We start from the raw sequence: 16,277 nt of genomic DNA, 5'->3' as shown, positions 1-16,277 counted from the left end.
AAATGGCGTTGGTACAATGCCCCATTTGCAATAAACGCATATCCAGTTTAGCCAAGAGCTGCCCGCACTGTTCTGCTAAGAACAGCTCAGATAACGACTCACTAAACCGGATAACCCATATTAAGCGTAGTAATCAGTTAATGAACCAAAGTTTCTTTGCTATGACACTCTTTATAGCAGGCGTATTTATTTGGTTTTGGGGCGGTGAGCCTGCCGAGGGGATGAGAGCGAACATCGCTGGTGTTTGCTTTGTTTTTGGCTTTATAGGCTACCTAATTACAAGAATTCGTATCGTGTTACATAAGCGGAAAAGTATATGAGTGATATTAATAAAGTCATCGATGAGATGCCTGATGAGGTTTATGAAAGGTTGCTTAGTGCGGTTGAGTTAGGCAAGTGGCAAGATGGTAGTGAGCTGTCTCAAGAGCAGAAAGATTCGACTCTGCAATTGGTGATGCTTTATCAAGCGCGACGCTTAAACCAGACGGATCATTTTACCATCAATAGTCGGGGTGGCTTGAACGAACTATCAAAAGCCGAGCTTAAAAAGCAATTTAAAGGCGAAAATATTGCCGCTTTTAAAGAGCAAGAGCTGTGATAGTTAGGCGGTATAATAATTAGACATTAAAAAGCCCCTTAACCAATAAGGTTAAGGGGCTTTTTATTAATCTTCGGTTAACTCACCAAAAAGATCGCGCTGCATCATATCGCGTACTTGCGCCGATGAGTAATTGGTGGAAAGTAGGTAGTGTAACTTAGTTAGTGCCGCTTCTGTCGTCATATCATATCCGCTGATAACGCCAGCTTTTGCCAATGCATTGCCTGTCGCATAGCCGCCCATGTTCACTTTACCTTGCATACATTGAGTGAGGTTAATCAGAATGATGCCACGCTCATTTGCGCGTTTTAAACATTCGAGTAACTCTGGATTTTGCGGCGCATTCCCTACACCGTAAGTCAACAAAATCAATGCTTTTACGGGTTGCTGTAAAATATTGTCGATAATCTGTGTTGTGATCCCTGGGTAGAGAGTAACCACGCCTATCGGTTGGGGACTAATATTAGCGACCTCTAAGGTATTCTCGTTTGAGGTGCATATTTTTCCTGCCTTCATGCGAATTTTTATCCCCGCTTCTAGCAGGATGGGAAAATTTGGCGAGGCAAAAGCATCAAACCCATCGGCATGGGCTTTGGTCGTCCGATTTCCTCTAAAGAGCTTATTGTTAAAAAACAAACAAACCTCGGCTACGGGATAATTAGCCGCGATATATAAGGCATTTAATAGGTTGGTCTGCCCATCCGATCTCAGTTGCGCCAAAGGTATTTGTGAACCTGTCACGATCACTGGCTTGGTCAGGCCTTGCAGCATAAAGGAGAGTGCCGACGCGGTGAAGGCCATAGTATCTGTGCCATGAAGAATGACAAAACCATCATATTTATCGTAGTTAGCCTTGATATCGTTTGCGATCATCTGCCAATCGGTTGGTGCCATGTTGGATGAGTCAATCAAGGGCTGATATTCGCTGATGACAAAATTGGGCATCTCGCTATGGAAAAACTCAGGCATTGCGTTAACGCAGTCGGTAAGAAAGCCTGGAACTGGAGCGAAACCATTGTCGGTTTTTTGCATGCCTATGGTGCCGCCTGTATAGGCTACATAGATGGAACGTTTACTCATGATTATTTTTGCTTTTGGGGCAGAGTTTGGCGAGATTATACTGGGGATAACGTGAATAAAAAAGCCCGTATTTACGGGCTTTTGATCTTGTTACTGCGATGAGTTATCAATAGTTACAGCTATCGCAGTAGAGATAGACACCATTTGGATCATCGAAGGCACTGACCTCGTCGACAAACTGGCTAAACTGGGTCATAAATTTATCTAGTACGCTATGTTGCTGCGATGTTTGCGGAAGATAAGTCGATACTGAAGCGAACATCTCTTGGATAAATTTCTCTTGCGGCGTTAGCTCTTGCTCAATAACGCGGCTGTCAAACTTGTCCAGCTTAGCTAATTCTGCTGCTTTGCTCACCGCTTGGTCTATGTCACCAAGTTCATCGACTAAGCCTAGTGCTAAGGCTTTCTTGCCCGACCAAACACGACCTTGGGCAATATTATCAACTTGCTCTAACGTCATATCTCGTTCGTTGGCGACTAAAGAGATAAAGTCATGATAACCGCGTTCAATATGACGCTGGATTATCTGCTTCAACTCTGGCGTGATCCCTTTGGTTACTGAGAAGGCGGCCCAATCTGATGTTGCAACGCCGTCGGTGTATACCCCAAGTGATGCTAACGAATCTTCGAAGGTTGTCACCATGCCAAAGATACCAATTGAGCCTGTCAAGGTCGTCGGTGTCGCAAAGATATAATCAGCGCTAGCCGAAATCCAATATCCGCCCGATGCGGCATAGCTCCCCATACTAACAACCACTGGCTTACCTGCGGTTTTTAGTGCCAGCACTTCTTGGCGGATCTGCTCAGAAGCAAAAGCACTACCACCAGGGCTGTCAACTCTAAGTACAACGGCTTTAACATCATCGTCGAAACGAGCCTTACGCAGTAACGCTGAAGTGCTTTCTCCGCCGATTTGTCCTGGTGCTTGTTGACCGTTCAAAATATTGCCTTTGGCCACTATGATACCCACGGTATCTTGGATAATAAGTGGCGGCAATTCTTGAATCAGGCTTTGATAGTCGTAATAACTGATCTGTTTAAATTGGTTACCTTCGTTGGCTTTTCCAACCTGGTCCACCATATCTAAACGGAACTGCTCAGCAGAGGCTAATTTATCGACCCAGCCTAAGTTTATCGCCATATCAGCAGAACGTCCTTTGGCTTTATCTAGCTCGGTAATATATCGATCAGCGCTCAATACCAGATCGCTTGCAGGAATATCGCGATTACTGGCAACAGTCTGCTGGTAACTTGACCAGATATCGCCTAAAAGCTCGCTATTTGCTTCTTTCGCCGCATCAGACATGTCGTCACGTAAGAAAGGTTCTACCGCTGATTTAAAGGTACCGACCCGAAAAACATGGGCCTTAATCTTCAATTTATCGAGTGCCGACTTATAATATTGACGGTAACGGCTTAAACCATCGATCTCCACGCCACCTTGAGGGTTGAGATAGATAGAATCGGCAAAACTTGCTAAGAAATATTGATTTTGCCCGTACCAGTTACCATTGGCGATAATCGGTTTACCCGATGCCTTAAAACGTGTTAGCGCATCACCGATGCTTTGTAGTTTACTGATCCCAGTCCACTTTAATTGGCCAACATCAAGAATGATCGATGAGATCCGTGTGTCCGCTGCGGCATTATCAATAGCGTGGATAAGATCACTGAGTAATATTTCTGCATCACTATCGGTACCGTTACCACTTTTCATCGCAGCTTCTATGGGATCGACTTGGCGCTTTTGTTCAACAATTGCGCCAGACAGGTCAAGCACTAAAGCTGAACCATCTTCTATAACAGGCAAATCGCTGCTGCTTAGGGCGATGACAACAAAAGCCAAAAATCCAAAGAAGAACAAGTTAAGGATCACTTTGCGGGTGCCATTTAGGCCTTTCCACAATACAGATAAGATCCTTTTAAAAATTGAGGGTTTAGCGGACATCATCCACTCCTATATAACCGAGATGCTCCTATGCTAACTGAAAACAGTCTTTGGGGTGAAACACAATTGTAAATGAATCTTTTCTCCGGCGGTTGATTGTGTATTGAGCTTAAAACAAGTTACGGGTATGCTGGTTTGAATCACTTGTTTAAAAAGGATGTTTGAATGTCGTTTCCACATTTATTAGAACCCTTAGATCTTGGATTCACTCAACTTAAGAACCGTGTGCTTATGGGCTCAATGCATACCGGGCTTGAAGAGGAAAAGGGCGGCTTTGAGAAACTGGCAGCATTTTATAAAGAGCGTGCAAAAGGTGGTGTAGGCCTGATTGTGACGGGAGGCATATCGCCCAATTTGCGCGGACGCCTAGCGCCCCATGCGTGCCAACTAAGTTTCCCGTGGCAAGTCGCCAAGCATAGAATCGTCACTCAAGCAGTACATGAGGCAGACGGAAAGATCTGTATGCAAATTTTGCATGCAGGCCGCTATGGCTACCATCCGTTTTCGCAGGCACCAAGCAAGATAAAATCACCCATCACGCCGTTTACCCCTTCGGCGATGTCATCTCGTCAAGTCAGAAGTACGATAAAGGACTATGCGACCTCGGCAGCCTTGGCACAAAAGGCGGGCTATGACGGCGTTGAAGTTATGGGCTCAGAAGGTTATTTGATTAACCAATTCATTTGCGCTAGAACCAATAAAAGAACTGACGAATGGGGTGGTGAGTTTGACAGCCGTGCTCGATTCCCCATAGAGATAGTAAAAGCCATACGGGCTAAAGTCGGCATGGATTTCATTATTATCTTTCGATTATCAATGCTCGATCTGGTCGATAATGGCTCCTCTTGGGAGGAGGTGGTGAGCTTAGCTAAATCTCTTGAGCAAGCTGGCGTGTCTATTATCAACACCGGAATTGGATGGCATGAGGCTAGAGTACCGACCATTGCAACGAGTGTTCCACGCGGTGCATTTTCTTGGGTTACTGAGCGCCTTAAAAACGAAGTGGGTCTGCCGCTTATCGCAACCAATCGTATTAATACCCCTGAGATCGGCGAGCAGATCATAGCATCTGGTCAAGCGGATATGGTGTCTATGGCAAGGCCATTTCTTGCCGATGCCGATTTTGTGAATAAAGCCGCGGCGGGCCAAAGTGAATTAATTAACACCTGTATTGGTTGTAATCAAGCATGCCTCGACCATACGTTTTCCATGAAGCGGGCAACTTGCTTAGTTAATCCAAGAGCGTGTTACGAAACCGAACTTAACTTTACGCCCGCAGTCATTAAAAAACGCATCGCCGTAATGGGCGCAGGCCCAGCTGGCATGGCGTTTTCGATCTATGCTGCCACAAGGGGCCATAAAGTTGTGGTATTTGAAGCAAAGTCCGAGGTGGGTGGCCAATTTAATCTGGCGCGTAAAATCCCGGGTAAAGAGGAGTTTAATGAAACGATTCGTTACTTCAACGAGCAGATGAAGCGTCATCATGTTGAGCTGCGTTTAAATACTCGACTCGATGCCTCTGTCGTGAGAGACGAGCAGTTTGACGAAGTGGTTATCGCCGCAGGCGTTGTACCGCGACAACTCGACCTACCTGGGTTTAACAGTCCTAAAGTGGTGACCTATCAGCAGGTACTTAGTGGTGAAGTTGCTGTGGGTGAGCGTGTAGCACTAATTGGTGCTGGCGGTATCGGTTTTGATATGGCTCACTATTTGGGCGAAAGTGAATCATCGACGTTGCAGCCAGATAAATGGTTAAAACAGTGGGGCATAGATAAAAATTACGCCGAGCGCGGCGGATTAACCGAACCTCAACTGGAGCATCCAAAGGGTAAGATTTATCTATTGCAACGCAAAACAAGCAAAATGGGTAAAGGTTTGGGTAAGACAACGGGCTGGATCCACCGCAGCGTGCTTAAACATCATCAAGTTGAGATGTTAAGCGGTGTGAGCTACGAGCGATTTGACCAGCAGGGGTTACATATCAAGGTTGGCGACAAGCAGCAGGTCTTAGCCGTTGATAATGTGATTTTGTGTGCCGGTCAAGAATCTAACCGAAGCTTAGTGGATGAGATGAAAGCCACTGGTTTGCCAGTGCATCTTATTGGCGGGGTGGATGTTGCGGCAGAGCTAGATGCCAAACGTGCTATTCGCCAAGGCGCAGAGTTGGCTATAGCCTTATAGGGAGAAGTTGCTACACCGCCTGTGCAACCGGCGATAGCCATTTATGAGTGGTAGATGCAATCCTGTTAAAAAGCTAACTTTAATGAGTTAGCTTTTTTCATTGAGCGACTGTCTTGTTTTGGGATCGATAAACCTATCTCGGACTCAGCACACCCACAATCCTCGTATGACTCCAACTGTCCACATTCCCCATTATGGATAAACGCCTGTGGCTTTCATCTGTGAGTAGAGTATATGCCGCGCCGTTTAAAAAAATGCCGCGTATAGCGGCATTTGATGGGCCGGTATTAACCTAGCTTAAGTCAAGCTGACTGAGGCGAATTTAATACTATGTCATCCTTTGCACTTTTTTTAACAAAAAGCCCTTTCATATCTTCAATCATCACATATAGGCATGGAATAAGCACTAAGGTGACAATCGTGGCAAATAGCACGCCAAATGCCAATGATACTGCCATTGGGATCACCATTTGAGCTTGCATGCTAGTTTCAGCCATGATGGGAACCAAGCCGATAAAGGTTGTTAAAGAGGTGAGTAATATCGCCCTAAAACGGCGACAACCCGCCTCAATGACAGCTACTTTGATGGCGACACCTTCTAATCGTGCACGATTAATATAATCCACCATCACTAGCGAATCGTTGACGACAACCCCTGCCGCCGCAATGATCCCAAATAACGATAGTGCACTTAAGTCGATGCCCAAAATCATATGCCCAAGAACCGAACCAATAACCCCAAAAGGGATAACCGACATGATCATAACCGGTTGCAGATAAGATTTTAGCGGTACAGCTAACAGGCTGTAGATCACCAATAATGAGATGATGAAATCTCGTAATTGCGTATTCGCACTTTCCATCTGCTCTTGAATGTTTCCTGATACTTCACTTTTTACTCTGGGGTACTTTTTAAGTAACTCGGGTATAAAGTTGTCTCTAATGTCTTGTGCCAATTTAAACGGTTCAGCTTGCGCTGCATCAACCGAGCCCCAGACATTGATCGTACGGTTGCCATTTTCTCTTCTAATGCCATTAACTCCTTGAGTTACCTCAATCTCAGCCACTTCCGATAACGGAATTTCAGCTCCATTGGCCGTTTGGATCATCACCTCGGTTACATGGGTGATCGAGTTACGCTGAGCTTCAGGGTAGCGCAGCATGACTTTGATCTCTTCACCATTACGCAAAATACGCTGAGCCTCCATACCATAAAAACTGGCGCTGACTTGCGTAGCAATATCGGCTAAGGTCAATCCAACGCTATTGGCCAAAGGCTTGAGCTTAAACTGAACCTCTTTAGCGCTCGATTGGCGACTGTCATTGACATCACCAACACCTTTTAGGGTGTTCAGTTTATCTTTAAGCTCACGTGAGGCGGCGACTAATTGAGCCTCATCTTTTCCTTCGAGACGGAAACTAATATCGCCATCATCGCGTCCGCCACCAAAAAGGTTATCTTGAATTTTAAAAGACTTTACCCCTGGTATAGTTGGCATGGCTTGACGCCATAGTTCGGCAAGGGCGAAAGTATCCATAGGTCGCAGCTCTGGGTCGACGAGTTTCGTCATAATCTTCGCTTGCGTGCGACCCTCAAGATCGACCTGCATATCAGAGATCATCTTTTGACCGTACTTAGCTTCGATCTCGTTATCGACATCATAGAGCGCCTGTTCTATTGCTAAGGCTGCAGATAAAGTTGCATTTTCAGAGGCATCGACATTCATCTCAATGCTCACTCGTGGAAAGTCGTGGGGGATCTTTGGTTGTCCGACATAACGGATGATGCCGCCACTATAAAGCCCCGCACAGATCATAATAAAGCTAATAAACAACATGATAATGGCATAGCGATATTTAACGGCAAGGGTCAATGATGGAAAATAGAGATCCTTAATCACATACTGCAAGCCTTTATCAACCTTAGCTTGCGTGAAGTTCACGCCACGTCTTAAGAAGTCTATTGGATTTTTGGAACCGGGTTTGACTAGCGTTTTATGCTTCATTCTTGCCAAGTGAGCAGGAAGGATCAGTTTTGATTCCACCAAGGAAAAAAGCAAGCATAAGATCACGACATAGCCAATTGATTGGCCAAAAGCAGAGGAGGGACCATCATCCAGCGTAATAGGCAAAAATGCTGCTATGGTGGTTAAGACGCCAAACGTTGCTGGCATAGCGACTTTCTTGACTCCCTTAATCACATTTTCAATATTCTGACCTTTTTCTTCACACTCGGTATGGGCGCTTTCTCCCATCACAATGGCATCATCGACGACAATCCCCAACACCAAGATAAAGGCAAATAGACTGATAACATTTATCGTGACATCTATCATCGCCATTGGCATAAACAATAACGTACCAAGGAAGCAGACGGGTAATCCCATCATTACCCAAAATGCCAAGCGTACTCGTAAAAAGAGGGCTAACATGATGAAGACTAAAACGGCACCACTTTTCATGCTATCGAGCATGAGATCGAGTCGTCCCTCTAAGTAGTAGGTCATATCTACCCAGGTATCTAGCTTAAGGCCTTGAGGTAAGGTGGCTTGTTTATCTTTTACATACTGATTAACGACTTTAGCAACATCAGTCATGCTTTGATCATTTGATGCCCCGACAAAAAATGTCACCGAATTTTTGCCATTAAATTTCGAATATTGAATGCCGTCCTGAAAGCCGTCGACAACCGTAGCGACGTCACCTAATAGTAAATTGGTGCCATCCTCTCGCGTGATCAGGGGTAAGTTTTCAAACTCATAACCCACATAGGCTTGATTCTGGACTCTTAAGTTAATATAGCCATTCTCTGCTTTAATCTGTCCTGCTGACATATTGCGAGAGTAACCTCGAACTGCTTTAGCGACATCACTAAACGTCAGATTATATTCACGCAGTTTATCTTTACTGACTTCGATTGCTATTTCATATCCGAGTCCACCGTAAAACTCGGTTATGTTAACCAACGGAAGCTGCATTAACTCATCATGAATTTTTTCACCGAGTTCTTTTAATTGCTTCGGCGCAATATCGCCATAGAGACTGATATAGAAGACTTCCTGACGCAGTTTTATACGCTCAACCCGTGGACGCTCCATTCCATCGGGGAAACTCGATATTGAATCAATTTCTGATTTGATCTCGTCAAGCACCACTTGTGGATCATAGGAATCTTCGATTCTAAAATAGCCCGATGCTGAATTTCGATTTGAATAGGTGATCACGCGCTTAAGCCCTTGCACGCGCTCAAGTGCTTCTTCGACCTTAATGGTGATCCCTTCTTCGACTTCTTGGGGCGCGGCTCCTGGATAGAAGGCGCTAAATTCGACCCAATTGATCTCTACTTGAGGAAAAAACTGTTTTCGAATCGTATTTGCTGTCAGCAAACCACCTAGAATAATAATGATCATGAGTAGATTCGCAGCAACACTGTTACGTGCAAACCAAGCAATTAAACCTCTGTTTGTATCAGACATCTAGACTACTCCTTTTCGTCCATCGCAAGCTGTGTTGGCTCGGGATCATCTGGTGTGCTGTCCATTTCTGGGAGCGCCAGTTTCATGCCTTCAATGGGGTAATCTAAAGCGGATGTGATAATTTTCATGCCATCTTCTAGGCCATCGCTAATGACGACTTTAGTGCCTTGCTGCCTGACAATATTAACTGTTTGATATTTTAGCTTGTTGTCTTGATCGAGAATTGCGACTTTATCATCGATAATCAGGTGCCTTGCAACTGTAGTGACATCTTCTGCCTCATTGCCTTGTATCGTTGCGGTAATATAGCTTCCATAACGTAGCTCATTTTTTGGAGATGAGAGCCCATAAGGGTCAGATACTTCGGCAACCAGATAAGTCATGCGGCTTTTATTATCGATCACTCCTTCGCTACGCACTATGTTACCTTGCCACTGCTGCTGTTGGCCGGCAAAGTTACCTGTGATAGTGACTGTAGAGCCGATCCCTTTATTATTTAAATAGCGGATCTCTTTGTCTGCAAGGGGTAAACGTATCTCTGCAACCTCGGTACTTAACAGGTTTCCTAACTGAGTGCCCATGCTGACATAAGAGCCTAATCCAATATTTCTATTTTCAATTAACGCATCATAGGGCGCTTTGATCATAGTGCGTTCGAGATTACGTTTTGCCCTTTTTAGTCCCGCTTCGGATGAGTTTAACTTAGCTAGCTCTTGGGCTAACTGAGGCTTACGCAGACTCAACTCTGTAGGAACGCCGTCCTTAATACGTTTCCACTCCTCGGCAGCGACTTTGCCATAGGCTTTTTCTTGCACCAATGTTGCTCGAGCCGAGGCTAAGCTTGCCTCGGCATCGATTAATGCTGCTTCGTAGTCACTCGGGTCTATTTTGGCGAGTATATCTCCCTTCTTAACGAATCCACCTCTGACAAAGGCGTCAGAAAGGAAGGTGATTTCACCGCTGACTTGAGAAACTAATTCTGTTTCATATTTTGCATTAACGATACCGTAGGAGTTTACCGAAAATACCATTGGACGTTTTTCGATAACCTGAACAGAAACCACAGGGGTATTATCGACAACGGCTTTCTCTTCTGGTGGTTTTTTCATCGACGCAAATGTTGCGTATCCCCCCAAACCTGCAGCAATAACGATAATAGGTAAGATGATCTGCTTTTTTGTAGCCACAAATAGTTCCTCTTTTTGAAGCTAAGTAATTGTAATTCAGTGATAATACTAGTATCACTCTAAAGGCGAAAGATTTTGTAGTATTAGATGTTAACCAAATGAATTAATTGTTAAAGCGCAATAGTGTAAACAGGTATGTAATATTGGGGCGTTTTGTTACACACTGGCGAGAGTTAAAGGGAATAGTGGTCATTGAATGAACTGATCATGTATCAGGCTCAACAGTAGCATAAAGGGTGAAATTCTTGCTTGCTAGCGTATACTCAAAGACAGTGAAGGAACTTGGGGTTAAACATGCTTGATAATGATAAGAAGCTGGTCATTTTATGTCGAATAGAGCCTGGTTGCTTAGGACCCGATGGTATTGATCATATTGCCGATTTTTGTCGGTACGCCAATCAAGCATTAAAGGGCGAGGGAAACCATTTTGTCAAATGGTTGCCGCTGCCAAGGTATGACAAATCACTCGCTGAAATTGAATATTCCGTTGGTGATAAAGGATTGTCTCGCGCTCAAGCTACTGCTTATCTTCAGGTCTTTAATCGGGATTTGGCTCAATTTGAAGAACAATTTCATGATCTACTCGCTTTAATGATCAATCGATATCTGTCTGTTAAAGCGACGAAATAGGTTACCGTTGTAGTGATAACTTATCGTTAAGCCTTTAATCATCCCGCAATTTCCCCATCACGCCTATGAAGTTTTGGCCCATTAAGGATATCGCTATTCAGGAAATGCAGGAGAGATGCATCTCTTAGTTTCAAAACGATAGTGGTAAGGCGCTTGCTTATCGGGGATTATTTCTAATATTTCATAATCATTAAGCTCCATGATTGAAGACTCTTCCAATTTTTTACACCTAGAACGAGTATCGGCTTCTAAATAAAAAGCAAAATGGGCAATGAGCTGTCTAACTTGAGTTTGATAGGTTTTTCGAATTTGGGAATAGATGACGGGATCCGAAGGTACTTGGCTCCTATTCGTTTGCTCATCCTTCATTGACACTTTTTTTGTGTCAATGAGTGAAGCGACGTCTTTAACCTGTAATGTGTCAATCGTCGTTAGCTGTTTTGTGTTCAAAGGCGATGCGTTTATTTCGCTGCTTCGAATAATTTCTGCACTTGCAAGCTTATCTTCAATCTCTTCAACGTCCTCGAGCAACAAAAACACGTGATAGAGTAGAATCGACGACAGAATGAAGCGGACTATCATGGTAATAATTCGATAATGAGTGTTTTGTGTCAATCGCCAACCTTGAATGCCGAAAGGCTTGAGCAATAGCGCCACGGCGATATAAAAAGGCACAATGATTTGCGCACATAGCAGCGCCATGGCGCTAATCACTATGATCCATGCAGGTAAGAAAAGCAAAATGGCAAAATTATGAGTATACGTAAAATGCCCTGCTGGTACGCCAACGATCTCATTGACTATGCTACTGGACATCGCCAGCGCGAAATTTGCAACGATTGCATAGAACAGTAATAAAACCGCTTTGCCAGCCAGAGAATGCCAAACCCGATTAAATAGAGGCCAAAATTCTAAGGTGAGGGCAATGGTAGTAACTAAAGCGACAAGGCCCAATGCTTCATTGGTCACTAATATTAAAACGGCTAAGAAATAAAATCGTTGGGGAATGGAGAAGTTTTGCCAAATAAGCTTAATTGCATTCCATGTTGAAATGGGATGAGAAACCAGTAGTTTTAACTTGTGCTGCACATTTAACGACGAAAAAGCATTTTGCACAATAACCCCTTATTGACTAGCCATAGACGATTATAACGTTCGCCATCCATTGATCACTCACGCCATGTTACTGTACTGTTAACCGTCGGTAAATAATGAAGTTGTTAGGTTCAGTTTATGCCAATAGAGATAGTCCCGCTTACAGATCAATTTTTTGAACAAGCCATTACGTTGGGGAATCTGGTGCATGGAGAAGGGTATCTCGATGTATCTATGCTGAGTATCATGTCAATAAAAGCGATTAAAGTTGGCATCAATGCCAACTTTGTCGCCCTAGACAAGCAGAAGGTTGTCGGTTTTAGATTGACCTATGCGGCAGGCAACTGGCAGCCAGATAGATGGTGTTCTCCATCGCTATGGCCCGCGGCGGCGGGAGATTTGTGTTACTTTAAATGCAATACCGTTGCAGAGGGATATCGTGGCCAAGGAATTGGTAACGCCTTATTACAAGCATCAATAACAGCGACTAAATTACAAGGTGCAGTTGGAGGCATTAGTCATCTATGGCAACAAAGCCCAGATAATGCCGCGATTGGCTATTTTAGCCGGGCAGGCGGTACGCTGATTAAAGCACACCCAGACCGCTGGAATAATAATCCAGACCATCCTGATTATATCTGCGTGTTATGTGGAGCGACTTGCCACTGCACTGCATGTGAAATGCTGCTGCTTTATTAATGTTATTTATTATTTAGGTGTTTCACATGGTATACGATCCCTTGATTTCAGATTTTCCCAGTCAGCAAGCGTGGCCCAACTCATACTGGTCTAGCACTGTAGATAAACCCTCTAGGCAAATAAGCCTAAAGGGAACTAAACAAGTTGATGTAGCTATTGTTGGAGGCGGTTACACAGGGTTGCTTACGGCATATTACTTAGCAAGCTTATACAACATTGATTGTTGTGTTTTAGAAGCCAATCAAGTTGGCTTTGGAGCCAGCGGTCGTAATGCGGGTTTTGTTCTTAAAGGATCTGGACGGCTGGGCTATCAGCAGATGAACCAAAAATGGGGCATGGAGATTACCAAAGGGATTTATCGCGAGTTTTCTGCGGCGGTGGATCGGGTCGAACAACTTATCGATACTCATAGCATTGATTGCGACATGCAAGCGAAAGGCTATCTAAAAATTGCTCACAATCCTAAAGCGTATCAACAGTTGAAAGCAGCGGCGAGTTTTATCTCTACTCACCTTGGCAGTGATGCTAATTTCTTAACAAAGGATGAGCTGAGTACCAATTATATGAATAATCACCAAGCTTATGGTGCATTAAGGCTTGCTGATGGATTTGGTGTCAATCCATTAAAACTGGTCATGGGCTACAAAGCGATGGTGAGTCAACTCGGGGTCGCAGTTTATGAATCTAGCTGTGTAAATGAGTGGATTACAGAAAACAATCAACATCGCTTACTTACGGACAGAGGTGAAATCGTTGCGAAACAGGTGATTTCAGCGGGCAATGCCTATACTCCTAAACAGTTTTCATCATTAGTGGATAATCGATTCTTACCCATATTGAGTAATATCATTGTCACCCAGCCACTGTCATCTTCCCAGCTCAGTGATGCAGGCTTGAGCACTCACCAAGTGACCATGGATACGCGGCTGTTGAAATACTATTACCGATTATTGCCAGATAACCGATTATTATTCGGTGGACGGGGAGCGATTAGTGGCAAGCACTCTGCAGATCCCATTCATGGTGAGCGGCTTAAGCGAGCGATGTGTGACAGTTTCCCAGCGTTGTCACAAATTGAAATTGATTATAACTGGACTGGGTGGATAGCAGCGGCAATTGACGATATGCCCCATGTCCATAATAGCGCTGGAGCGGGTTATAGCCTTGGTTATTGTGGCTCAGGGGTTGCCTTTTCTGCTCAGGCGGCTTTTCGATTAGCCCAAAGTGTTGCAGGAACGCCGTTGCCTAATTTACCTATCTATCAAAACCCGCTACCTAGATTTCCCTACGCTCGCTTTAGAAGATTGGCTCAACGAGCCTATTATCATTACGCGTGGGCAAAGGATAGGTACTTTTAACCGTCAGTTTTGTTATCATGGACCCTGAAAGCAAATTTTCCTGAATGTTCTATAATTTTTTATTCCCACTCTCACCTAGGTATAGAAACGCTCACGTTCTAAGGTTCCGATATGAAACATGTTGTAGATAAAATGCTTGATGCACACAGTGACTTGGTACATTCAGAAGGTGTCAAGATCCTTTCACACACCCAGCGTGAGATTGAAGAGTGGGTACAACATACCGTAACGATAGAGGGCTGTGATGCGCCATTCAAGTTCAAAAGGACAAAAAAATATAGGAGCCTTCAAGGTCAGAAAGTCAATATGACCTATTATCCGGAAACAGAAACGGTTGCGGGATTCGATTTCGAAATAATGAAGGTGGTGCGCATAAAACGCTATTAGTAGGGGAGGTTAGGCGGCCATCAGTTAAGCTTAAGTACAGCCAACGTGTTTTAAACTTAATCATTTTCAAGTGCCAGAATCAGTGTAACTTAAAATAACCTTGAGACGAGTCGATGAAGACGAGTTTGCATATTTTGCCTCATTGATATTTCAAAGCATAACCAACGCATAGACAACGCAAATATCGTTGTTGACAAGACTGGAGTTGATGAAAAAATTACGTTTATGTGGTGCTTAACTGATAACTTGTACAATATCCAAGGTTAAAGCGCTCATATGTTGGTTTTTTTTGTACTTTTAATCCATGCTCTGATCTTATCCCATAGGTAATTCAAATATTGGCCAGTTAATCGAGAGTCAAATTCTTGCATAAAAAAAGGAGCCAAATAGGCTCCTTTTTTATGCGTTAAGTAAACTACTTAGCTGACATTAATGCTACGGCATTATCAAGCATGCGGTTACTGAAACCCCATTCGTTGTCGTACCAAGCCATAACTTTAACTAAACGACCATTAACACGAGTCTGTGTCGCATCGAAGTTAGATGAGTATGGATTATGGTTGAAGTCTATTGAAACTAAAGGCTCATTGTTAACTGCTAGCACTTCACTCATTGGCGCAACGCTAGCGGCTTTTTCAATAATTGCGTTGATCTCTTCAACACTTGTATCACGAGCGGCGATAAATGATAGATCAACCAGTGAAACATTGACCGTTGGGACACGAACCGCTAAACCGTCAAACTTACCTGCAAGTTCAGGTACGACTAAACCAACCGCAGCTGCTGCACCAGTTTTAGTCGGGATCATTGACATTGCTGCCGCACGAGCACGACGCAAGTCAGTATGATATACATCAGATAAACGTTGATCGTTGGTGTATGCATGAATTGTAGTCATAAGACCTGATTCAATACCTATCTCATCGTTTAGTGGCTTAGCAAACGGTGCTAAACAGTTTGTGGTACAAGACGCATTAGAAATAACAGTCATATCAGCGGTGATGACATCGTTATTCACACCGTATACTACGGTTGCATCAACATTCTTACCTGGAGCCGAGATAATCACTTTCTTTGCGCCGGCAGTGAGATGCGGTTGAACCGCTTCTTTAGATGTGAATATACCAGTACATTCGAATACCACGTCGACGTTCAATTCTGCCCACGGTAATTTACCTGGGTCACGTTCAGAGAAGGTAACGATCTTATCTTCATTGACATAGATTGCTTCATCATCATGCTCAACTTTAGCATTGAAGCGACCATGCACAGAATCATACTTGGTTAGGTGAGCATTGATTGAAGCATCGCCCAAATCGTTAATCGCTACGATTTTGATTGGATAGTTCTTTTCGCTTTCGTATAACGCGCGAAGTACGTTTCTACCGATACGGCCATAACCGTTAATTGCAACGCGGATAGTCATCTCATATCCCTCAGGTAAATGTATAAAAATAATCTGGTAGTAAAATTACCAAATTGACAGCTATCGTCAAGTAATATCCCCAATATTTGGTAATTTAGGTTAACAATTTTACTGTTTTCTTTACAATGGTCAGGTTTTTTACAAAAAGTAAGTCTTTTTATGTAAAAAAAGTACTAGTGGCAAACATTTTGCCGAGAGCACGCTGCATAGCG

The 16,277-nt window shown here is 43.8% G+C and carries 13 protein-coding genes; 7 read left to right on the top strand and 6 right to left on the bottom strand.

The features are described 5' to 3' along the window. Positions 1-2: 2 nt before the first annotated feature. The gene (locus tag K0I73_RS19145; RefSeq protein ID WP_258405161.1) at positions 3-320 is read left to right on the top strand and encodes a zinc ribbon domain-containing protein; all 318 of its coding nucleotides are present in this window, start codon (positions 3-5) and stop codon (positions 318-320) included. Then, the gene (locus tag K0I73_RS09630) at positions 317-598 is read left to right on the top strand and encodes a YeaC family protein (protein WP_220060937.1); all 282 of its coding nucleotides are present in this window, start codon (positions 317-319) and stop codon (positions 596-598) included. The genes K0I73_RS19145 and K0I73_RS09630 overlap by 4 nt, the downstream gene beginning before the upstream one ends. Before the next feature lie 66 nt (positions 599-664). Here K0I73_RS09630 and ansA read toward each other — a convergent pair whose 3' ends face one another. Together ansA and sppA are read right to left on the bottom strand one after the other, a co-directional pair. Then, entirely contained in the window at positions 665-1,678 is a 1,014-nt protein-coding gene (ansA, locus tag K0I73_RS09625) for an asparaginase (RefSeq protein ID WP_220060936.1), read from the bottom strand. Positions 1,679-1,784: 106 nt separating this feature from the next. Continuing rightward, positions 1,785-3,626, bottom strand: coding sequence for a signal peptide peptidase SppA (gene sppA / locus K0I73_RS09620; protein WP_220064325.1), 1,842 nt, complete (start codon positions 3,624-3,626; stop codon positions 1,785-1,787). A 165-nt stretch (positions 3,627-3,791) separates the two neighbouring features. Here sppA and K0I73_RS09615 point away from each other — a divergent pair, with 165 nt between their 5' ends. Next, the gene (locus tag K0I73_RS09615) at positions 3,792-5,807 is read left to right on the top strand and encodes an NADPH-dependent 2,4-dienoyl-CoA reductase (protein ID WP_220060935.1); all 2,016 of its coding nucleotides are present in this window, start codon (positions 3,792-3,794) and stop codon (positions 5,805-5,807) included. A 302-nt stretch (positions 5,808-6,109) separates the two neighbouring features. Here the strand turns inward: K0I73_RS09615 and K0I73_RS09610 are convergent, their stop codons facing one another. Continuing rightward, positions 6,110-9,283 carry an efflux RND transporter permease subunit gene (locus K0I73_RS09610; protein WP_220060934.1) on the bottom strand — a complete coding sequence of 1,058 codons (3,174 nt, stop codon included), beginning with the start codon at positions 9,281-9,283 and terminating at the stop codon, positions 6,110-6,112. A gap of 5 nt (positions 9,284-9,288) precedes the next feature. Continuing rightward, complete coding sequence (locus tag K0I73_RS09605; protein ID WP_220060933.1) at positions 9,289-10,470, bottom strand: efflux RND transporter periplasmic adaptor subunit; 1,182 nt, start codon at positions 10,468-10,470, stop codon at positions 9,289-9,291. 294 nt (positions 10,471-10,764) lie between these two features. Here K0I73_RS09605 and K0I73_RS09600 point away from each other — a divergent pair, with 294 nt between their 5' ends. Continuing rightward, positions 10,765-11,100 carry a hypothetical protein gene (locus K0I73_RS09600; protein ID WP_220060932.1) on the top strand — a complete coding sequence of 112 codons (336 nt, stop codon included), beginning with the start codon at positions 10,765-10,767 and terminating at the stop codon, positions 11,098-11,100. Between the two features lie 93 nt (positions 11,101-11,193). On the opposite strand, the gene K0I73_RS09595 is transcribed toward K0I73_RS09600, so the two are convergent. After that, on the bottom strand, positions 11,194-12,216 hold the full coding sequence (locus K0I73_RS09595) for a hypothetical protein (RefSeq protein ID WP_220060931.1): 1,023 nt from the start codon (positions 12,214-12,216) through the stop codon (positions 11,194-11,196). Positions 12,217-12,333: 117 nt separating this feature from the next. Between K0I73_RS09595 and K0I73_RS09590 the strand changes: the two genes are divergently transcribed. The 3 genes from K0I73_RS09590 (at position 12,334) to K0I73_RS09580 (ending at position 14,639) form a co-directional block, all read left to right on the top strand. Beyond that, positions 12,334-12,894 carry a GNAT family N-acetyltransferase gene (locus tag K0I73_RS09590; RefSeq protein ID WP_220060930.1) on the top strand — a complete coding sequence of 187 codons (561 nt, stop codon included), beginning with the start codon at positions 12,334-12,336 and terminating at the stop codon, positions 12,892-12,894. 26 nt (positions 12,895-12,920) lie between these two features. Then, positions 12,921-14,252 carry an NAD(P)/FAD-dependent oxidoreductase gene (locus K0I73_RS09585; protein ID WP_220060929.1) on the top strand — a complete coding sequence of 444 codons (1,332 nt, stop codon included), beginning with the start codon at positions 12,921-12,923 and terminating at the stop codon, positions 14,250-14,252. A 111-nt stretch (positions 14,253-14,363) separates the two neighbouring features. Further along, a complete protein-coding gene (locus K0I73_RS09580) occupies positions 14,364-14,639 on the top strand; it encodes a hypothetical protein (protein ID WP_220060928.1) in 276 nt (91 codons plus the stop codon). Between the two features lie 415 nt (positions 14,640-15,054). On the opposite strand, the gene gap is transcribed toward K0I73_RS09580, so the two are convergent. Next, positions 15,055-16,065, bottom strand: a complete 1,011-nt coding sequence (gene gap, locus K0I73_RS09575) for a type I glyceraldehyde-3-phosphate dehydrogenase (protein ID WP_220060927.1) — start codon at positions 16,063-16,065, stop codon at positions 15,055-15,057. Between the last annotated feature and the right edge of the window lie 212 nt (positions 16,066-16,277).

The organism is Shewanella mesophila, assembly GCF_019457515.1.
GTDB classification, from domain to species: domain Bacteria; phylum Pseudomonadota; class Gammaproteobacteria; order Enterobacterales; family Shewanellaceae; genus Shewanella; species Shewanella mesophila.
Note: the sequence above shows the minus strand (reverse complement) of the source record. Positions and strands in the feature narration are given on the sequence as shown.